Here is a 19,140-nt window from a genome sequence, read left to right on the forward strand (position 1 = left end):
AGACCCACCATACAAAGCCATTGAGATAAACCCCGCTGTTTGCAGGGTTCTTCTTCGCGGCTTTGATAGATGGGTCTTGACCCACCCTATGCCGCGTTAAATTTTTCGGAGAGTTTTTGCGCTGCGAATTGTTCGACCACGTAGTCGACGAAGGCGTGATTGACTCATAGGGTGGGTCGAGACCCACCATACAAAGCCATTGAGATAAACCCCGCTGTTTGCAGGGTTCTTCTTCGCGGCTTTGATAGGTGGGTCTTGACCCACCCTATGCCGCACTGAATTTTTCGGAGAGTTTTTGCGCTGCGAATTGTTCGACCACGTAGTCGACGAAGGCGCGGGTTTTGCCGGGGAGCAGGCGTTGGGCGGCGTAGTAGATCGATAGATTGCCGTTGTCGACATACCAGTCCGGCAGCACGCGCACCACGTGGCCGCTGGCGATGTAGGCGCTAGCAAAGGGCATGCTGACCAGCGCCACACCCAAGCCCTGCGCTGCGGCCAGGCATGCGGCGTCGGAGTCGCTCATGGCGATGTCCGGGCGCAGTTCCAGCGCGGCGGTGCTCTGGTTCCGGTGCGTCAGCGGCCAGCTACGCACCCGCCCCGATTGTGGCGAGCGGATGACGATGCCGCGGCAGTCGCGTAACTGTGCCGGGTCGTGCAATGGATGGGCAGCGGCATAGGCGGGCGCGGCCACCAGCACGCGATGCGCCGGGCCGAGTTTGCGCGCTACCACCCCTTGCGGCAGTTCAAAACCGCCGCCCAAAGCGGCATCGAAACCCTGTGCAATCAGATCGACCTGGCGGTTATCAAAATGCCAGTCGGGGCGGATATCGGGATAGCGCATCAGAAACTCGCCCAGCAAGGGCACCAGATACAAACGCCCAAACCCCGGCCCCACGCTCACGCGCAAAGTGCCGCTGGGCCGGCCTTGTGCGCTGGCCAGATTGGCGACGGCATTCTGGATGGTGGCGAGGCTGCCGCCCACTTCGTCCAGAAATTGCTGGCCCGCTTCGGTCAGTGCCAGATGCCGGGTACTGCGCTGAAACAAACGCATGCCTAAACTGGCTTCTAGCCGCGCCACATTCTTGCTGACCGCCGCCGCGCTTAAACCCAGCCGGCGCGCGGCTTCGGCAAAGCTGCCGAGTTCTGCACTACGCACAAAGCACTCGATACTGGCAAAGCTTTCCATAGCGATATTCGTAACCTTGGGTTGTGGCTGATGTGCCGGATTATGCGCTTATCACGGCCTAATCGCAGGTGGATACTGCTTCTTAACGAAACAGGGCATCCCGCCCTGATAGCACTGGAGATAAACATCATGGCTAGCAAATTTGAAGGCAAGGTCGCGTTGGTTCAGGGCGGCTCGCGCGGTATCGGCGCTGCGGTGGTACAGAAACTGGCAAGCGAGGGCGCCACCGTCGCGTTTACTTATATCAGCAGCCCGGCCAAGGCCGACGCACTGGTGGCGCAAATCCAGGCGGCAGGCGGCAAGGCACTGGCCATTCAGGCCGACAGCAGCAACGCCGAGGCGGTACGCCAGGCCGTGGATGCCACGGTCGAAGCCTTTGGCCGCCTCGATATTCTGGTCAATAACGCCGGTGTGCTGCATCTGGGCGCGCTGGATGATTTCAAGCTGGAAGACTTTGATCGCACCATCGCCGTTAATGTGCGCAGCGTGTTTGTCGCCACGCAGGCGGCGGCCAAGTATCTGGGCGAGGGCGGCCGCATTATCAATATCGGCAGCACCAACGCCGACCGCATGCCGTTTGAAGGCGGCGCGGTGTATGCGATGAGCAAGTCGGCGCTGGTGGGGCTGGTCAAAGGCCTGGCGCGTGATCTGGGCCCGCGCGGCATCACCGTGAACAACGTTCACCCCGGCCCGATTGATACCGATATGAACCCGGCCGATAGCGATTTTGCCAGTGGCCTGATCGGAATGATGGCGGTGGGGCGCTACGGCCATGCCAGCGAAGTGGCGGATTTTGTCGCCTTTCTGGCGGGCCCGGATGCAGGCTATATCACCGGCGGTCAGCACTATATCGACGGTGGCTTCAGCGCTTGAGCGCGTGCACAGGGTGGTCACCCACCCCGCAAAGCCGCTAAGCAATGCGCATGGAATTGCGTGGTTGCTGCCGGCATTGATGGGGGACACCGGGTCTCACCCCTGTAAATCGGCTGAGGGTTGAGCGGGCAGGCGCCTCACAGCGCGCTGCCCGCATGGACTACAGCGCTATCCAACCTCCCCCGGCAGCGCCGGGCGCCTTGTCTGCGCGATGATCAGCGCAACGGTCAACTGACCACCCGCATATCAAGGAGCCCGCAATGACTGGCAATCTTTTTTCTGGCGAAGACAGCCGCACCCACGTGGCGGCCATGTTTGATTCTGAATCGCTGGCCGCTACCGCCGCCGCCAGCCTGCGCGCCGACACCGGCATGGATGCACCGCAAGTCGAAGTGGTGCAGCCGCACGAAGCCCACTTCGGCCGCAAACTCGAACCCGAAACCCGCGGCATCGTCCGTACCGCCGTGCGGGCGCACACGTTGTTTGCCAGCGTGGGCATCGTGCTGGGCCTGGCCCTGTTTGGCGTGCTGTATACGCAAGACCTGCCTGCCATCGTGTCGAACCCGCTGCCCGCCGCCGCTTGCTGCGCCTTTTTTGGCATGGTGTTTGGCTTGCTGATTGGTGGCGTAATGACCGTGCGGCCGGATCATCAGATGGTGATTACGCCGGTACGTGAAGCGGTGCAGGGTGGCCGTTGGGCCGTGGTGGCGCACCCGCGCTCGGCCCGCCAGGCCGATGCCGCACTGCGCGTGCTGCGTAACATGACCAACGACGTGGTGCGCTCGGCCTAAGCGCCAGCCCGTGGACTGCTGCGGGGTAACGCGCCCTACGGTCAAGCAGCAAGCTGCGGATAGGGTGGGTCGTGACCCACCATTCAAAGTGGCTTGCCAGGATAGCAGTGCCTGGAAATGGCTTTGAGTGGTGGGTCGAGACCCACCCTATGCGGTGGAGCGCGCGTGGGGTGCGTGCGCGATTTGCTACCTCGGCTTTTGCGTGGCCAACCACGCCAAAGCTGCATTCAGCGCCACATCGTTGTGGCGCTCAATGTCTTGTGCGGTGGGAATGGCGGTCTGATTCGGGATGACGCCGACGCCTTCAATGCGTTTGCCGCCGGGCAAAGTCATATCGATTTCGGAATAGGCCAATGCGCCACCACCCGGCAGCGGGTCGTAGCCCATAAATCCCAACAAGCAGCCGCAACTGGTACTGCCGAATATCTGAGCCCGGCCTATGGCTTGCGCCGCGCCCGCCACCAGCTCGGACGCGCTGGCCGAGCGCAGGTCCGTTAAAATCGCCAACGGTGCGGTTACCGTTTTGCCGAGCGGATGTAACACCGGGTCGGCGTCCCACAGGCTGAAACCAAACAAACGCACCGAGCCGCCGTTGCGCGTGATTACATGTCCACCCGCCTGCGGCGTGCTGATAAAGCGGCCGAGCAAATCCATGGCCATGGCCGCATCGCCGCCGCCATTGCTACGCAAATCGATAATCACGCCAGGCGCGTCGACGGCCTTATCCAGTTGCTCCATCAACCGTGGGCGTAAGCCGCGCTCAAAGCCGGAAAAGCGCAGATACACCACGCCATTGGCCAACTTGTGATGGATTAACCAGGGCGGCGCTTCGGATTCTTCGTTGCGCAAAGTCACCTGGTAATGCGAGCCATCCGGCCGCTGCAACGCCAGCGTGCGCGTTTTGCCCAGGGTGGGCGCATTCAACTCGCGTTCGGCGTAAATGATGCGCGTCCACGGCGTGGAACCGCCGCGGGTATTGGCCAGCGTGCGCTGCCACCAGGCGTCGGCCGGCTCGCCATCAACCTGCTCGAGGCGGTCGCCCGCGCGCACGCCCAACAGCGCCGCTTGTGTCACCGGGGAGACGCCGCGTATCACAAAATGCCCATCGATCATCTGCACGCCAATGCCCAGCCCGGCGGCTTGCTGCTGGCGGATTTCGGCGTACTGCGCCGGCGTTTCCACGCGCGTATGCGCATCGTTCAGCTCGCCCGCCATGCGGTTGAGTGTTTTCCAGAAATCTTCATCGCTGGCCGCATCGAGCGCCAACGGCTGGTAACGCGTGCGCACCGCTTTCCAGTCCAGCCCATGCAATTTCGGGTCGACGTAATCGTCGCGCAATGTGGTCCAGACCTGATCGAAGGCGGCCTGGCGCAGGGCGGGGGTCATCTGCGGGGCGGGCGTGCCGGGGGCAAGCTGGCGACTGAGTTCGCGCGCAATCAGATGATGCGAATCGACCACGGCACAGCCCGATAAAACCAACAGCAGCAAGCTAACCAGTAAGCGCATAAACGCATTCTGCAAAAAGAAAGAAGCCGCAGCGTAATCGGCTGCGGCCAGGTCGGGCAAGCGGCTTAAACCGGGCGCGCCAGCAACACCATGCTTTCCGGGCTAAAGCTCAGGTCGTCTTCTAATTGCAGATACGCTTTGACCTCGGGCGACGCGCCTTGCAACAGCGTACGGATGGCATTGACGTATACCTCGGGCGTGCGCATGCGGGCAATCCACGAGGCAAATTCCAGCCGCACCCGGCGCACCCGAAAGCCGGTCACTGCAAAGCCAGCGGCGGTGACGGCGGCGCGCCATTCGGCTTCGCTCAGATCGCGCACGTGGCTGGGGTCGCGCAGCAATTCAATCGCTTGCAAATGGGTATCGCACACCGGGCTGGCCGGGCCAAGAATATCCATCATTACAAACTGGCCATCTGCTTTGATGACGCGCCGTGCCTCGCGCAATGCGGCCGGGATATCGGACCAGTGATGCGCGCTGTAACGGCTACAGACCAGATCAAACTGGGCATCAGCAAATGGCAGCGACTGCGAGGCCGCTTGTTGCGTAATCAGATTGTTGAATCCGCGCGCGGCGGCCGCTTCGGCCACGGTGGCCAGCATGCCGGGTGTGATATCGCTGGCAATCACCTGGCCGCAAAACGGCGCGATGGTAAATGCAGCGTGCCCGGCGCCACAGCCGATATCCAGCGCCTGCGCCGGTTTTTGCTGCTCGGCCACGCCAGCCAGGCATTGCAGATCTTCACCTTGCGCATGTACGGCGCTGGTCAGATAGGCACTGGCGACGGGATCAAATTGTTGGGTGACTTGTTGGTCGTGGTTGGCTTGAGTGCTCATGGTGTGGGCTCCGTGGTGGGTGCGGACACCTTAAACCCGCCATGCAGGCTTAAACAGACCAGTGTTTATGCTGGTATTGAAACCACCTTGATCATGGTGCTGAAGTTTTGCGGTGGGCTGCGGCGGGTGGCGGCGCGGGCAAATGTATCGGCGTTGTATCGATGCCATATCGGCATGGCTTTGCGCTTTATGCCGTCCGCATCATGCTAAATTTCCGCTTTGCCAGGTTTAAGCCACCAATAACTACATTTTGATATCCGGAACGCGCAATGCACCCGCTGGTAACCCGATTCAATGTTCGACCGTCCCCTCTGCTAGCAAGCGGCATCAAACTGGTTTTGATCAGTGCGCTGCTGATGCTGGGCCTGGCAAATACCGCCGCTGCCACACCACCGCCCTCACGGGCAGAACTGGATGCATCGGTACGCAAAGCATTACCCGTGTTGCAGCGTATTAATCAGGGCAATCCGCCTTCGGTGGCAGACGTGCGTGCGGCGCAGATAGGGCCGCTGGAGCCGGTGGTTGTAGAAATCGCAGAAGAGAATGCCCGCATTCGTGCTATGCACACGGAATACACACAAGCGGTGCAGGCGGAGCGAGTGCAGCAATTTCTGGGTAACCCTGCGCAGTTGAGCTCGCCGCAGGCGCGCGACGACATGCGCGAAATACTGGCGCGCTGGCAGACCGCGCTGGATCTGTATGCACGCCGGATTTCCGAGTTGCTGCAGGGCAGCGCGGCGCGCATGAAGGCGATCGTAGACGGCCCGGACCTGCGCCCCGTGGCCGCAGCGTTCCTGAAGGGCTATGACCGCGCCAATGAAGTCGATGCCAAGCAAATCCTGGCCATTCCGCGGAACGATCAGGACTGCCTTGATGTGGTTCTGGATTTTGTTGATTTTATGGACGGCGCTGACGGGCGTTATGCGATGAGTACAGACGGCAAGCCGCATCTGGTTTTTATGGATCAAGCCGATCTGGATCACTTCAACACACTGAAGGCAAAGGTCTTCGACGTGCTGCAGCGGGCGCGCAATTTGCAAGCGCGGCTTGATCAGAGGCGGCAACAAAACGCAACGAGCATCCAGCAATTTATGGACAAGCCCTGAGCTTGAGGCTACGCCCGCACCTGCTTGCGCTGCGGCGCAAGTGCCGCCCGCGCTGGGGCATCGCGCAAGAAAAAAGCCCGCTTCATTCGAAGCGGGCCAAATATCCAACCAGACAAACACGGAGATGACGCGCCTGCCTGCGCGTCGGAAGTCATCATGCGCCTGGCCGGGGCGCATGGCAGCCAGGTCGATGCCTGGGGACCGCTCCTGGGGTTGGTCCAGCAGCACCCGCTTGCTTGGGATGCTGACCAACTGGATCACTGCGACCGCATCCCGCAAAAATTTCAGTCGCCCTTTTATCTGCTGATCGCCGGACGGATGGGCGATTTGTACGGCTGGCTGGTTGCCGTCACCGCCTTCTAGCATCAATGGCCCGCATACGCGTCGGCCCTAAGCACAAAACGGCCCGCCATGGTTTGATCTGGTCGGTGGCAACGGTCTGGCGGCTAACGTTATCATTCGACCCCAAAATCCAATGTGCTCAATGGCTTATACGGCCTTGGTGCGGCAGGCGCGGGCCGCCCCTGGCGGCGCATTGGATGCGGATATTCGTGTGATTCCGTTTATTTATTACAGAAAATTGCAGCAGGAGCATTGATTGATGGGCATAAGCAAAACCGTAGCTTCCATACTGGCCGTGGCTGTTTGCCTCGCTCCCGCAATTGGCCACGCCGATACGCTGGACCGGATTAAAAGCAGCGGTGAAATCAAGATCGGCTACCGGAGTTCATCCATGCCGCTGTCGTGGTCGGCGGACGGCACCCCGACGGGCTTTATGGTGGCGCTGTGTGAAAAAATCGTCACGGAGCAGATCAGCCCGGCCGTGCATAAGCCAATCAAGATTACCTATGTGCCGGTGACGGTGCAGACACGGTTTCAGTTGCTGGACCAGCAGGCCATAGATATGGAGTGTGGTTCGACCACAGTGACGCTGGAACGGATGAAGCAGGCAGATTTTTCGTTGGCGACTTATATCACCACCTCGCGCCTGGTCAGTCTTAAGAAGACCGGCCCACTTAACCTGTCGAGCATGAACGGCCGCACTTTGGCGGTACAGACGGGCTCCAGCCATGCCGAGTTGATTTCCAGAATGCTGGGCGGCGCCCGCTTGCTGCAAGTGCCGGATGCGGCGCATGGCGTGGAGGCCGTGGCCAGCGGCAAGGCCGCAGCCTATGTCGATGCGGAGAATCTGATCCTGGGCGCCATCAAGTCCAACCATATGCAGGCGGCGGATTTCAGCATGGGTACGTCGTTATCGGTGGAGCCGTTTGCCATCGTCACGCGCAAAGGCGACACGGCGCTGGAGAAGCTGATCGACCTCGGGCTGCGCAAAACGTTTTCGCATTCAGAAGCCACCGTGGCTTTGCTGCAGGGCTATAGCACGCAAATGGGCGCAGATATCAATGCCTTGACCCGTGATGCAATCCGCAATCCTTCGCGCAGCCACGAATGCAGCATGCTCGAAGCAGTGACTTGCTGATCGGCCGCATAGCGCTCAAGAAGAAGGCCCGCTTCATGCGAAGCGGGACTCGCTTAAATCCGCCGGGGCATATCAATCGTGGGCGGCTTTTTGCTTGCGTTGCCGCGCGATGAGTCCAATCACACCCAAGCCCATCAAGGCCCAGGTCTCCGGTTCCGGAACCGGCGGCAGGGTGCCGATTGGATTGCCGAACTTGATCAAATTAATGCCAAAGTTAGTGTTGTTAAAACTGATGTTCTGATTGGTGCCGCTCCAGTTCAGTACGATGGTCGCCGTCTCCGAGGTGTATCCGGTTGACGGCGGCGCAGGCGTTGAATCGAGGGCCACCCAGGATTCCCAGTTGACCTGATCGGGATTGCCCGGCTGAGTGCTTGTGGCAAACCACGGCTGGATTTTGTCATACGAGGTGGCTGACCCCGTCTGTACCGTCGTCGGGTTCCCGATGACGGTCGGAACGCTGCTGCCGCTCACAGAGCCAGAAATCACCAAGTCTACCTCTTCGATCATCCAGCCCGGTTGCAGGTTGAACGTCACCGAGTAGGTGGCCGAAACATCGTCTCCACTCGCCACGGGATCAACGATGACATAGGCGCCCACGCGGGATTCAACATAGGGATAGCCCACATTATCGGGCCCTCGATAAACACCTGTGGACAAGGCGGACCAATGCGGCGACGTAATCGTCATATTGTCGCTGTAGGTGATGCTCACGCCGCGATCGTTGAGCGTCTTCGCACTTGCCCATGCGGGCAACGCCGAAAGCGTAAGGAGGATGAGCTTGAGGCTGGTTCTCATATTGGCTGTTCCGGGTCAGAGGCTGATAAAGGCTGACCGGGCCGACGAGATCGCTTGCGCATGCTTTAAATGCACGGCGACGTGCCAAAGGCCCGCTGCGGCCGGTCGCATAACGGACAGGCAGGCGCCCGTTGCAACTCAGTATCGGACAAGTTTGCGTTTACTGTCTTGCGTCTGTCGGAAAGATGTCTGTCATAATTATTTTCTAGAAAGAAATAGTCCGCCGTCCGGCCGCGCCGCCGTCGCGCGGCCATAGAAGACCGCGCCCGGAAAAAGAAAAAGCCCGCTTCAAACGAAGCGGGCCCAAATATCCAACCAGACAAACACGGAGATGACGCGCCTGCCTGCGCGTCGAAAGTCATCATGCGCCGGGCGACGCCGAATGGGAGCCAGGTCGATGCCTGGGGACCATTCCTGGGTGGGTGCCAGCCGAGGGGCCAGTGCCGCGTTGGCGGCCCGGCCCGGCCGCGCTTGGCGCAAAAATGCTTTCCAAATCAGTCAGTTTGTATGAGTTGTATCATCCGCGTTACGCCGTGCAGATTTAGCCCTGCCAACGCCGCCAACTGTTTTATTCTGCGGATTCTCACAAAAAAGCGGACGGCGCCGGTCAGTGCAGACCCGGTGCCATGACGTCAGGCAGCCGATAGAGCATGCCGCGCAAGTCCGTACAAGACCCCCAGAGTATGGAAAGCGGAGTAAGCCCATGAGTATCAAATCGAAACTGGTTTCGATGGTTGTCGTGACCTTGGTGTTGTTGTTGGTGTTGGGCCTGAACGGCTTGTACTGGATGAGCAATATCCAGAGCGCCTTTGCCACCACGTATAAAGATCGCGTGGTGTGTTTGGGCCAGCTCAAGAACGTGGCCGAGATGTACACCGTCAATGTGATCGGTACGGCGCAAAAACTGAATGCGCGCAGCATGAGCTGGGATCGCGCGACGGCCAATCTGGCGGAGGCGCGCAGCAATATCGGCCGCGACTGGAAAGCCTATAGCGCTACGCAGATGCCGGCCGCAGAGAAGGCGCTGTTTACTGAAGCCAGCGCCAATATCCAGGCGGCGGATGCCGCGATTTCGCGGCTGGAAAAACTGATTGCAGAGAAAGACCGGGTTGGCCTCGATACCTTTGCCCGTAACGACGTTTACAGCAGCATCGAGCCGGTACAGCAAAGCGTCAACAAGCTGATTACGTTGCAACTCAATATCGCTAAAGCCAATTTTGCGCAAAGCCAGGCTGATTACGAGAAATCCGAGGCGCTTTCGATCGCCTTGATTGCCGCTGCGATTGTAATCGCCGCCATCTGGTCCATCAGCATCGTCAAAACCCTGGCCAGCAAAATCGGGCGGCTTAACCATGCGCTCGGCCAGGCGCGCGATCATAACGACCTGACGGTGCGGGTGCCGGTGGCGGGCAAGGACGAGATCGACAGCATTGCGCGGGCGTATAACGCGCTGGCCGACAATATGCAGACGCTGGTGCAATCGGTGTCGACCGCAGTCAGCACGGTGTCGCGCGAAGTGGGCCAGTTGGCCGACACCACCGAGCAAATCAATCGCGCCGCAGCGGCGGGCGCCGAATCGACCAGCAGTATGGCGGCGGCAGTCGAGCAAGTGACGGTGAGCATTGCGCACGTGGCCGATAACGCCAACGACGCGCGCCAGTTAAGCGAGGCCGCGCGCCATAGCGCCAGCAGTGGCGGCGATCAGATTGTGGCGACAGTTTCCAATATTCGCGAAATCGATCACGCCATTGCCGAGGCCGGGCGCATGGTCGGCATGCTGGGCGACGATACGCAGCGCATTACCGCCATCGTGGCGGTGATCAAAGATGTGGCCGACCAGACCAATTTGCTGGCACTGAACGCCGCAATCGAAGCCGCGCGCGCAGGCGAGCAGGGCCGTGGTTTTGCGGTGGTGGCCGATGAAGTGCGCAAGCTCGCCGAGCGTACCGCGCTGGCCACCGTTGATATTCGCAATACGGTCGATCAGATAGGCAACAGCAGTCAGGATGTGGCCCGGGCGATGGCAGCGACGGTGGAACGCGCGCACGAATGCGCCAGTACGGCTGAACGCGCCGGTGCCGCCATCGAAGCAATCCATCGCGATGTGCATGCGGGCGGCAGCGCCATTGGCGGCATTGCCCAGGCATTACAAGAACACAAGGCGGGCGCGCAATTGATTGCGCAACAGGTGGAACGCGTATCGCAAATGACCGACGAGAATACTGCGGTCGTAGCCGCAATCAACGAAGCAGCCCGGCGCTTGCGCGATCTGGCCGGGACGTTGCAAGCGGGGGTGGGGCGCTTCCGTATCGCGTAAAGCCGGCAGTGGGCCTGACAGTGCGCACGTCGCCGCGTGCCTGCCCAGCGCACCCCAGTCTGGACGTGAAAGAGCCAGCCCAAAGGCTGGCTCTTGTTTATTCTGTGTTGCCCCGAATCCGCAGCGACCCTAGCACGCCTGGCCGACTGCGGCGTCGTTCATGACGTTAGCGTTCATCGCCATGCTGCTCAATGTGGCGGCGTGTAACACAATCGCCGCGTCACCGCGTTGCAGGCTGGCGTACGGGCCGCCCACTTCACGGTTGTGCTGGAACAGATAGAGACCGGCAAAGCGCCCGATGCCCGATTCGTCCACGCGCAAGCATTCGCGCAACTCGTAACCGTTATCGCGCCGATAAGCTTTAGACCATCGCGTCATTGCCATACTGCCTCCTCGCCCTTTAACTCGACCTGAAAGCCTGCTTTGTTGCCACGCTTAGCGCGGCATCCGGAAATCGGCACCGCGCCGGGGCGGCGGTGCAAAGCGCGGCTGCCGCGCGATATCAACGTATTCGGCTGCATCGTGGGCCTGTCCGATAAATTCGAACGGCCCTGCCAATACGTCACCACTACGGCTTTTGACCACAAACCCCAAACGCCCGGCCACCCGGCCTTGCGCATCCACCGCAACCTTTTCTTCGACTACGGCGCTCAGGGACTGATGACCCGTTGGAATGAAATCAATGTTTATCATTGTAATGCTGACGTCAACTTTTATAGGTGAGTCGTAACGTCTCACGTCAATATTGCAAACATGCGTACGCGCTGCGACCTAGTCCGACACACGGCGTGAGCGGTGTTGTTTCGATTTCCCATGTAACGGGTCAGGCAACGGCTCGACCTTGTCGCGCAAATACCGCAGCCGGTTGTGCGCTGTTGGCCGAGGCCAGATGCGCAAAATCGGGCTGGCGTACGGTGGCGCCCAAGCGGCCCGGACGCGCATCGGCGGCCAGTGCACGGCTATGAATTTCGATTTCGGTCAGCGCCCGCAGCAAACGCGCGCGGATGGCATTGACCAGATCATGAATGGCATGGCGATTCATCGAACGCCAGGCCGCCACGCAGCGCATGCCGGCGGCAAACGGTTGGCCGTCATCGAGCTTGCGCAGATGATGTTGCGGCCAGATATCTTGCAGTTCGTCATCGCGGCGGCCATGCAACAGCGGCAGGTAGTCGGCAATGCCGTTGCGCAGTTGCGCTTTGTTCACGCCATCACGCAGTTCTTCCGGCACAAATTCCGCCGGTACCATCACGCGGCTTACCTGAATATGGTTGCCGCGCAATTGCGCATAAGACTGCACTTGCACCACGCGATAAGAAGGCAGTGCCTTGTTGAGCGGGTAGCCGCTGAGCTCAAGCTCCAGCCAGTCGCGAACCTGTTTGACATTTGACTCGACGGCCAGGCGATGACATTGGCGCATCACGCGCACCAGATCATTGCAGTTGTGAAGGATGTCATCGCGGAGAGTTTTCAGCGTAGTCATTGGTCTAGTTCCTCGCTCTTGTTGTCAGCTGGCCCACGGGGACGTAAGCGCTATCGGGTTTGGTTGACCGTACTTTAGGGATTACCCGCAGTGCATGATGTAGGCGGCGAAGAAGCCTGGATTGACGGCCTGGCTCGCATTCGCCACCAGGACAATTCCTACAATGCCTTAAAATAAAAAATGTCAATAAAACCAATGGTTTGGCGGAGTTTTACGGGCGCGCTGGCTGCGCCGTTCGTCGGTTGGGTCCTACAGAGATATCAGTCGTGCCTTGCTGGTTATCGCAGTGCAGCAAAAGCAGTATCGGGGGGTTTTCAAAAAATGGGTGCCCAATGAAACCGCACTTGCTAACCCCGGCCGCCTTGCTGGCCGCTATTGCGCTGACGTCAACCGGCGCGTACGCACTTGATTTCAATACGGTTGCCGCGCAAGCACAGGCGCTGGCAAACAAATCGTATGAAAAACCGGAGGCCATCCCGGATGCGCTCAAGCAGCTTGATTACGATCAGTTGCGCGATATCCGCTGGAACCCCAAGAACAATTACTGGAAGAAAGAAAAACTGCCGTTTGAAATGGCTTTCTTCCATCTGGGGCGTTATTTCGACGCCCCAGTGCATATCAACGAGGTGGTGGGTAATCAGGTCAAGCCCATCCACTTTGATCCGGCTCTGTTCGACTACGGCAAGAACAAGCTGGATACCAAAGCGTTAAAGGATGTCGGTTTTGCCGGCTTCCGCCTGCATTACCCGATCAACACCCCGGCCTACAAAGACGAAGTAATCAGCTTTCTGGGCGCCAGCTACTTCCGCGCCGTGGGCAAAGGCCAGCATTACGGCTTGTCCGCGCGCGGCCTGGCGGTCGATACCGGGGCGCAATCGGGCGAGGAATTTCCGCGCTTCAAGGAATTCTGGCTGGTGCGGCCCGCCGCCAAAGACAAGCAGATTGTGGTGTACGCCTTGCTTGATTCGCCACGCGTGACCGGAGCTTACCGCTTTGTGCTCAAGCCTGACGTCAGCACGACGATGGATGTGACAGCCCGTATCTATACCCGCGACAAGATCGACAAAGTGGGCATCGCACCGCTGACCAGCATGTTCTTCTTTGGCGCCAACCAGCATGCGCGCTACGAAGACTATCGCCCACAAGTGCATGATTCTGAAGGTTTGTCAGTGGCCGCTGGCAATGGTGAGTGGATCTGGCGACCCCTGACCAATCCAACCCGCCTTAGCGTGACTTCGTTTGCGACTACAGACCCTAAAGGCTTCGGGCTGATGCAACGCTCGCGCGGTTTCGATCAGTATGAAGACCTTGAAGCGCGCTACGAGCAACGCCCGAGCGCGTGGATCGAGCCGCAAGGCAAATGGGGCGCGGGCCGGGTGGAACTGGTGCAGATCCCCGAAGGCGATGAAACCAACGACAACATCGTGGCCTACTGGGTGCCGGCCAAGCCGCTGGAGCCAAAGAAGGCCTTCGACTTTGCTTATCGTTTGTCGTGGCAAAAGAATGTCGACACGCATCCGCCGCTGGCGTGGGTGGCGCAAACCCGCCAGGGCCGTGGTTATATGAACAAGCCGGATGACAATCTGGAATACGCGGTTGATTTTGCCGGTCCAGGCCTCGCCAAAATACAGGGCGAGCCGCAACCGGATGTGTCGGTCGATGCCAACGGCCAGATTCTGGAAAAACGCGTATTCAAGAACGATGTCAGCAATGGCTGGCGTCTGGTCATCCGTCTCAAGCGCATTGATCCGGCCAAACCGATCGAGTTACGCGCCGCACTCAAATCCAGTAACCAGGTCGCCACAGAAACCTGGAGTTACCTGGTGCCGGGCCAATAAGCCCGTCACAGACCAGGTAAATCAAGAACGGCGCGGCTGCAGCTGCAGACCGCCGCCGCCAACACAATAAAAATCAGTTGGGCAAGGGACGTACCGTGCGTGGCTCCGGGGTTACGCACATCCTGCTGGTCGCGCCATCACCGCGGCCGGGCAGTCGTACACACGCGCATTACCAGGGCCGACCCGGCCACGCGCGGTGTCACATGAGGAAAAAGCAAATGGATATGGCTATGCCCGATTCGCTGCGGGCTTACTTGCAGCGATTGCCGTTAGAGGCGGATGAGCGCGAACGTCTGCGCGAACGCATCGAAGCGGGCGACCCCGACACCATCCCGCTGGCTGGGCCGCACCGTGAGCTACGTGGCGGCATGTACATGCTACCTAACGCGGTGCCGGTGGAATCGGTGGTGGCGCGCTTGTCACTCAGCCACAAACTGGGGCTGGATGATCTCAAACGTGCCAGCGGGCGCGATGCCAGCGGCCGCGAAACGGCGATTCCGGCGTATCACCGCGTATTGCGGACCATGCCACCGATCAAGCGGACGTCGATGGCGCCACGGCTATGGCCGTTTGGCGCGCCGCATGTCGCCAACAAAGCGCACAAGCGTGACCACGCCAGCATCAAGCCGCCCGCCGGGCCGTGGGCGCACTGGAAACGCGCGGCGCTGATCCGTCGCATCGTCTTTATGCTGTTGATCGTGCTGCAGGACGGTGCCGCCACCTGGAGCATGGCCAAGGTCATGCCGTATCAGGGCTATGGCAAGCTGGAAGCCCCGGCTTTGTTGCTGTTTGCGATACTGTTCGGCTGGGTCTGCACCGGCTTCTGGACCGCTGTGGCGGGTTTTCTGACGCTGACGGTGCTGCCGGACAAATACAATCTGAGCAAGCTGGTGGATACGCGCAAAGCCATCCCGCAAAACGCCCGTACCGCCATCGTGATGCCGATCTGCAACGAAGATGTCGGCCGTGTCTTTGCCGGGATCCGCGCCACCTGGGAATCCCTGCAGCGCAGCGGCCAGGCCTCGCATTTTGATTTCTTTATTCTGAGCGACAGCAACGATCCCGATTTGCGCCCGGCCGAAACCGCGGCCTGGCTGGATTTGTGCAAAAACGTCGATGGCTTTGGCCGTATCTTCTATCGCTGGCGTAAACATCGCTTGCGCCGCAAAAGCGGCAATATCGCGGATTTCTGCCGCCGCTGGGGTGCCAATTATCGCTATATGGTGGTGATGGATGCCGACAGCGTCATGACCGGGGATTGTCTGACCGGGCTGGTGCGCCGTATGGAAGCCTGCCCCGACGCCGGTATTATCCAGACCCAACCGCGCTGTGTAGGGCGCGATACTTTGCATGCGCGCATCCAGCAATTTGCCAATGCCGCATATGGCCCGATGTTTGCGGCAGGCGTGCATTTCTGGCAATTGGGCGAGGCTTTGTACTGGGGCCATAACGCCATTATCCGGGTCGACCCTTTCGTCAAATTGTGCGCATTAGGCAAATTGCCCAATGACGAAGAAGTGTTGTCGCACGACTTTGTGGAGGCGGCCTTGATGCGCCGTGCCGGCTGGGGCGTGTGGATTGCTTATGATCTGGAAGGCAGTTACGAAGAAGTGCCCACCAATCTGATCGAAGAATTGCAGCGCGATGCGCGCTGGTGTCACGGCAATATGCTGAACGCGCGTTTTGTATTGGCGCGTGGTTTGCAATCGTCGCAACGCGGCGTGTTTGTGTCGGGCGTGATGTCGTATTTCTCGGCGCCACTGTGGTTCTGCTTTTTGATGATTTCGACGGCATTGCTGGCCATTAATATTCTGGTAGTGCCAGATTATTTTTCGCATCCCGACCAACTGTTTCCGCAATGGCCGCAATTCAAACCGCGCGAAGCGATTGCCTTGTTTACTGCCACGGCGTCTTTGCTGTACGTGCCGAAAGTGTTAAGCCTGATCCTGATTGGCTTACGCGGCGAAGGTAAACGCTTTGGCGGCATGTTTACGCTGTTCGGCAATATGCTGGAGGAGATTATTTTCTCCATGCTGTTTGCGCCGGTGCGGATGCTGTTCCATTCCCGCTTTGTGCTGGCCGCGGTAATGGGGCAGAAAATCCGCTGGAAGTCGCCCGCGCGTGAAGACGCAGCCCTGACCTGGGGCCAGGCGGGCCGCCGCTTTGCATTGCCTACGTTGCTCGGTCTGGTCTGGGCGGTGGGGGTGTACTGGCTAAGCCATTCTTACTTCTGGTGGATGTTCCCGATTCTGATTGCGCTGGTGCTGTCGATTCCGCTGGCGGTGTTTACCAGCGGCGCGCATGTGGGCAAGCGTTTGCGCAAGGCCGGTCACTTTGTTATCCCGGAAGAAATGCGCCCGCCCATCGAAACCGCGCGTACCGCGTATTACACACGTAAAGCAGGCGAGGGCCCGGGCTTTGTCGATGCGGTGGCGGACCCCATCATCAATGCCAGCGTGTGTGCGGCTGGCAGTCTGCGCCGCAAGAGTTCGGGCATCGTGCGGCATCACCGCGACAAGCGCATCCGCCACGCTTTGACCGCCGGGCCGGAAGCTTTGAGCGTGGAAGAAAAGAACCATCTGCTCAACGACACCGCCGCGCTGGCCGAACTGCATTACGCCGTGTGGAGCGCCAAAGACGCGCATCCCGACTGGCTGCACAGCATCAAACCGGCGTAATCATGGGGTGGATCATGATCCACCATTCAAAGTTATGTCTCGCGTCGCTGTTCCTGGCATGCTGCTTTGGATGGTGGGTCATGACCCACCCTATGCCATTTGGGGTCGCCGGCGTTTTTTGCCGCGCCAGGCCTGTAGGGCGTCTGCCCCCGCAAAGCTGCGCCACTCGCCGACAGCGGTGTCGGCGCACTGTCTCCACAATCCACCATAACCACAATAACGAGGGAGACCGCCCCCATGGCGCGCACGCGGAGAATATGGCCCAAAGTGGTCATTGTGCTGTTGGTGATATTGGCCATCCTGGCCTGGCTATTCAGCTGGAATTTATTGCGCGGCCCGATTGCGCGCAAAGTCACCGAAGCCACCGGACGCAGTGCCGCCATCAATGGCGACCTGCACGTCAAATTATCGTTTACCCAATCACCGTGGATTACTGCCGATAACGTGCAATTAGGCAACCCGGATTGGGCCACCAATAAAAACATGTTTACCGCCGATAGACTGGCGCTGCAATTGCGCTTTTGGCCGCTATTGAGCGGCAAAGTGGAATTGCCCGAAATCGTATTGGAAAACCCGGTGGTGGCGGTGGAGAAAAACGCCGACGGCACCTTGGCCAGCTGGAATATGACCGCGGACGGCAAACCTGCGCCTGCAACGGCCAGCTCGGCCAGCAGCAATAAAGTGGCGCTGGGCCATCTGCAAATCCATAACGGCAAAGTGCATTATCAAGACCCGATGCCGAAAGACGTGGTGGACGGCACCATCAGCACCTTCAGCCCCGGCGCAGGTCAGGAAGACATGATCCGCGTCAGCGCCAATGGCCAGTTCCAGCAAATGAAACTGAATCTGGGCGGCACCGGCGGTGCCTTGCTCGATTTGCGTGATCCTTCCAAACCGTATCCGCTGGACGCCAGTGGTACCGTGGGCGAAACCAGATTCGCCGCCAAAGGTACGGTCACTGATCCGGGCCATTTAAGCGGCATGCATCTGGATTTTAAAATCAGCGGCGCCAGCTTGAGCCAGCTGTATCAGATTGCGCATGTGCCATTGCCCGCCACCCCGGCTTACTCCTTGGCCGGTTTGCTGGAACACCATGCCGATGTGTGGAATCTGCAAGGCTTTAGCGGCCGCGTCGGCAATAGCGATCTGAATGGCGATTTCTCGATTGATCGCGCGCCCAAGCCGCAATATATCAAAGCCAATCTGACCTCAAAAAATCTGGATATGAAGGATTTGTCCGGCTTTATCGGCGCGCGTAACGATAAGGGCAAAACCGAGGTTCCGGCGGGCGACAAAGTCTTGCCGCAATCCGAATTTGATCTGGAAAAAATCAATGCCGCCAACGGTGATATCTGGTTTAAAGGCCAGCATTTAAAAACCGATCGCCTGCCGTTGAATAATCTGGTGGCGCATATGGTGCTGGATAACGGCCGCCTGACGCTGGACCCGCTGAATGTGGAAGTGGCTAGTGGCCAGGTCAACACCAGTATCGGGCTGGATACCAGTGCCAAGCCGTTGAAGGTAAAAGCCGATGTAAAGGCGGCCAAGCTGCAACTGCGTGAGCTGTTCCCGGAAATGAAAATCCAGAAAGCCAACGTCGGCACCGTCGGCGGCCAGGCCACCATCGCTACTCAAGGTAATTCGGTGGCGCAAATGCTGGGCGCGGCCAATGGCAATGCGGCGGTGATCATGAATGGCGGCGCGGTCAGTAAATTGATACTGCGTTTGTCTAACCTTGATCTGGCCAATACGCTGCCGATTTTGTTGACGGGTGATAAAGAAGTGCCGGTGCGTTGCTTTGTGGGCGATCTGGGGGTGAAGAACGGTGATGCCACCATCCGCACGCTGATTCTGGATACGGAAAAGCAGGTGATCAACGGCACCGGCAGCATCAACTTCAAGGATGAAAAGATGGACATCCAGTTGACCAGCACGCCCAAAGACAAGAGCCTGGCGGCGTTCCGTGGTCCGATTCTGGTGGACGGCACCTTCAAACATCCGAGCGCACGGCCTGCGGTGGGCCAGTTGGCGGGGCGCAGTGGCGTAGCCGTGGCGCTGGGTGTGTTGGTGAACCCGATTGCGGCGCTGATTCCGCTGATCGATCTGGGCGGCGCCAAAGACACCGATTGCGGCGCGATGATCCACCAGGCTTCGAGCAATTCCACCAAAGACTCGGCCGACAAGGCCAGCAACAAGGTCAAGCCGCAACTGAAGTAAGCGCGCCGCCAGCCCTGGCAAACGCAACAAAAAG

Annotated in this window: 16 protein-coding genes; 10 read left to right on the forward strand and 6 right to left on the reverse strand. The window is 59.4% G+C overall.

From position 1 onward, the window contains the following. Positions 1 to 265: 265 nt before the first annotated feature. Positions 266 to 1,186 (reverse strand): LysR family transcriptional regulator, encoded by a 921-nt coding sequence (locus tag ACYQ1A_RS17040; protein WP_499363837.1) that lies wholly within the window; start codon positions 1,184 to 1,186, stop codon positions 266 to 268. Positions 1,187 to 1,315: 129 nt separating this feature from the next. On the opposite strand from ACYQ1A_RS17040, the gene ACYQ1A_RS17045 reads away from it, so the two are divergent. Beyond that, the gene (locus ACYQ1A_RS17045) at positions 1,316 to 2,059 is read left to right on the forward strand and encodes a 3-oxoacyl-ACP reductase family protein (RefSeq protein WP_499363838.1); all 744 of its coding nucleotides are present in this window, start codon (positions 1,316 to 1,318) and stop codon (positions 2,057 to 2,059) included. Between the two features lie 260 nt (positions 2,060 to 2,319). Further along, positions 2,320 to 2,850 carry a riboflavin biosynthesis protein RibA gene (locus ACYQ1A_RS17050; protein ID WP_499363840.1) on the forward strand — a complete coding sequence of 177 codons (531 nt, stop codon included), beginning with the start codon at positions 2,320 to 2,322 and terminating at the stop codon, positions 2,848 to 2,850. A 186-nt stretch (positions 2,851 to 3,036) separates the two neighbouring features. Here ACYQ1A_RS17050 and ACYQ1A_RS17055 read toward each other — a convergent pair whose 3' ends face one another. Both ACYQ1A_RS17055 and ACYQ1A_RS17060 read right to left on the reverse strand, forming a co-directional pair. After that, positions 3,037 to 4,356: a S41 family peptidase gene (locus ACYQ1A_RS17055; protein ID WP_499363842.1), complete on the reverse strand. Its 1,320-nt coding sequence runs from the start codon at positions 4,354 to 4,356 to the stop codon at positions 3,037 to 3,039. Positions 4,357 to 4,421: 65 nt separating this feature from the next. Then, a complete protein-coding gene (locus ACYQ1A_RS17060) occupies positions 4,422 to 5,192 on the reverse strand; it encodes a class I SAM-dependent methyltransferase (RefSeq protein ID WP_499363844.1) in 771 nt (256 codons plus the stop codon). Between the two features lie 485 nt (positions 5,193 to 5,677). Here ACYQ1A_RS17060 and ACYQ1A_RS17065 point away from each other — a divergent pair, with 485 nt between their 5' ends. The 3 genes from ACYQ1A_RS17065 to ACYQ1A_RS17075 all read left to right on the forward strand — a co-directional run bounded on the left by ACYQ1A_RS17065 (position 5,678) and on the right by ACYQ1A_RS17075 (position 7,778). Further along, positions 5,678 to 6,298: a hypothetical protein gene (locus ACYQ1A_RS17065; protein WP_499363845.1), complete on the forward strand. Its 621-nt coding sequence runs from the start codon at positions 5,678 to 5,680 to the stop codon at positions 6,296 to 6,298. A gap of 156 nt (positions 6,299 to 6,454) precedes the next feature. Next, the gene (locus ACYQ1A_RS17070; RefSeq protein ID WP_499363847.1) at positions 6,455 to 6,661 is read left to right on the forward strand and encodes a hypothetical protein; all 207 of its coding nucleotides are present in this window, start codon (positions 6,455 to 6,457) and stop codon (positions 6,659 to 6,661) included. Between the two features lie 238 nt (positions 6,662 to 6,899). Further along, positions 6,900 to 7,778 carry a transporter substrate-binding domain-containing protein gene (locus ACYQ1A_RS17075; RefSeq protein ID WP_499363848.1) on the forward strand — a complete coding sequence of 293 codons (879 nt, stop codon included), beginning with the start codon at positions 6,900 to 6,902 and terminating at the stop codon, positions 7,776 to 7,778. A 72-nt stretch (positions 7,779 to 7,850) separates the two neighbouring features. Here ACYQ1A_RS17075 and ACYQ1A_RS17080 read toward each other — a convergent pair whose 3' ends face one another. After that, complete coding sequence (locus ACYQ1A_RS17080) at positions 7,851 to 8,573, reverse strand: PEP-CTERM sorting domain-containing protein (protein ID WP_499363850.1); 723 nt, start codon at positions 8,571 to 8,573, stop codon at positions 7,851 to 7,853. Between the two features lie 703 nt (positions 8,574 to 9,276). Here ACYQ1A_RS17080 and ACYQ1A_RS17085 point away from each other — a divergent pair. Further along, positions 9,277 to 10,890: a methyl-accepting chemotaxis protein gene (locus tag ACYQ1A_RS17085; RefSeq protein WP_499363852.1), complete on the forward strand. Its 1,614-nt coding sequence runs from the start codon at positions 9,277 to 9,279 to the stop codon at positions 10,888 to 10,890. Between the two features lie 129 nt (positions 10,891 to 11,019). Here the strand turns inward: ACYQ1A_RS17085 and ACYQ1A_RS17090 are convergent, their stop codons facing one another. Next, a complete protein-coding gene (locus ACYQ1A_RS17090; RefSeq protein WP_499363854.1) occupies positions 11,020 to 11,268 on the reverse strand; it encodes a hypothetical protein in 249 nt (82 codons plus the stop codon). A 45-nt stretch (positions 11,269 to 11,313) separates the two neighbouring features. Here ACYQ1A_RS17090 and ACYQ1A_RS17095 point away from each other — a divergent pair, with 45 nt between their 5' ends. Next, positions 11,314 to 11,613 carry a hypothetical protein gene (locus ACYQ1A_RS17095; RefSeq protein ID WP_499363855.1) on the forward strand — a complete coding sequence of 100 codons (300 nt, stop codon included), beginning with the start codon at positions 11,314 to 11,316 and terminating at the stop codon, positions 11,611 to 11,613. A 100-nt stretch (positions 11,614 to 11,713) separates the two neighbouring features. On the opposite strand, the gene ACYQ1A_RS17100 is transcribed toward ACYQ1A_RS17095, so the two are convergent. After that, complete coding sequence (locus tag ACYQ1A_RS17100) at positions 11,714 to 12,373, reverse strand: AbiTii domain-containing protein (RefSeq protein ID WP_499363857.1); 660 nt, start codon at positions 12,371 to 12,373, stop codon at positions 11,714 to 11,716. Positions 12,374 to 12,705: 332 nt separating this feature from the next. Between ACYQ1A_RS17100 and ACYQ1A_RS17105 the strand changes: the two genes are divergently transcribed. The 3 genes from ACYQ1A_RS17105 (at position 12,706) to ACYQ1A_RS17115 (ending at position 19,106) form a co-directional block, all read left to right on the forward strand. Then, positions 12,706 to 14,211, forward strand: a complete 1,506-nt coding sequence (locus ACYQ1A_RS17105) for a glucan biosynthesis protein G (protein WP_499363858.1) — start codon at positions 12,706 to 12,708, stop codon at positions 14,209 to 14,211. A 230-nt stretch (positions 14,212 to 14,441) separates the two neighbouring features. After that, positions 14,442 to 16,889, forward strand: coding sequence for a glucans biosynthesis glucosyltransferase MdoH (gene mdoH / locus ACYQ1A_RS17110; RefSeq protein WP_499363860.1), 2,448 nt, complete (start codon positions 14,442 to 14,444; stop codon positions 16,887 to 16,889). A 237-nt stretch (positions 16,890 to 17,126) separates the two neighbouring features. Further along, positions 17,127 to 19,106: an AsmA family protein gene (locus ACYQ1A_RS17115; RefSeq protein WP_499363862.1), complete on the forward strand. Its 1,980-nt coding sequence runs from the start codon at positions 17,127 to 17,129 to the stop codon at positions 19,104 to 19,106. The last annotated feature ends 34 nt before the right edge of the window (positions 19,107 to 19,140 follow it).

This window comes from Silvimonas sp. JCM 19000 (genome assembly GCF_054652575.1).

Bases quoted from the DNA above. Each gene is read 5' to 3' on its own strand.
- ACYQ1A_RS17050 (WP_499363840.1), top strand. From the start codon at position 2,320: ATGACTGGCAATCTTTTTTCTGGCGAAGACAGCCGCACCCACGTGGCG.
- mdoH (WP_499363860.1), top strand. From the start codon at position 14,442: ATGCCCGATTCGCTGCGGGCTTACTTGCAGCGATTGCCGTTAGAGGCG.
- ACYQ1A_RS17040 (WP_499363837.1), bottom strand. From the start codon at position 1,186: ATGGAAAGCTTTGCCAGTATCGAGTGCTTTGTGCGTAGTGCAGAACTC.
- ACYQ1A_RS17070 (WP_499363847.1), top strand. From the start codon at position 6,455: ATGCGCCTGGCCGGGGCGCATGGCAGCCAGGTCGATGCCTGGGGACCG.
- ACYQ1A_RS17080 (WP_499363850.1), bottom strand. From the start codon at position 8,573: ATGAGAACCAGCCTCAAGCTCATCCTCCTTACGCTTTCGGCGTTGCCC.
- ACYQ1A_RS17060 (WP_499363844.1), bottom strand. From the start codon at position 5,192: ATGAGCACTCAAGCCAACCACGACCAACAAGTCACCCAACAATTTGAT.
- ACYQ1A_RS17100 (WP_499363857.1), bottom strand. From the start codon at position 12,373: ATGACTACGCTGAAAACTCTCCGCGATGACATCCTTCACAACTGCAAT.
- ACYQ1A_RS17105 (WP_499363858.1), top strand. From the start codon at position 12,706: ATGAAACCGCACTTGCTAACCCCGGCCGCCTTGCTGGCCGCTATTGCG.
- ACYQ1A_RS17045 (WP_499363838.1), top strand. From the start codon at position 1,316: ATGGCTAGCAAATTTGAAGGCAAGGTCGCGTTGGTTCAGGGCGGCTCG.
- ACYQ1A_RS17085 (WP_499363852.1), top strand. From the start codon at position 9,277: ATGAGTATCAAATCGAAACTGGTTTCGATGGTTGTCGTGACCTTGGTG.
- ACYQ1A_RS17115 (WP_499363862.1), top strand. From the start codon at position 17,127: ATGGCGCGCACGCGGAGAATATGGCCCAAAGTGGTCATTGTGCTGTTG.
- ACYQ1A_RS17090 (WP_499363854.1), bottom strand. From the start codon at position 11,268: ATGACGCGATGGTCTAAAGCTTATCGGCGCGATAACGGTTACGAGTTG.
- ACYQ1A_RS17055 (WP_499363842.1), bottom strand. From the start codon at position 4,356: ATGCGCTTACTGGTTAGCTTGCTGCTGTTGGTTTTATCGGGCTGTGCC.
- ACYQ1A_RS17075 (WP_499363848.1), top strand. From the start codon at position 6,900: ATGGGCATAAGCAAAACCGTAGCTTCCATACTGGCCGTGGCTGTTTGC.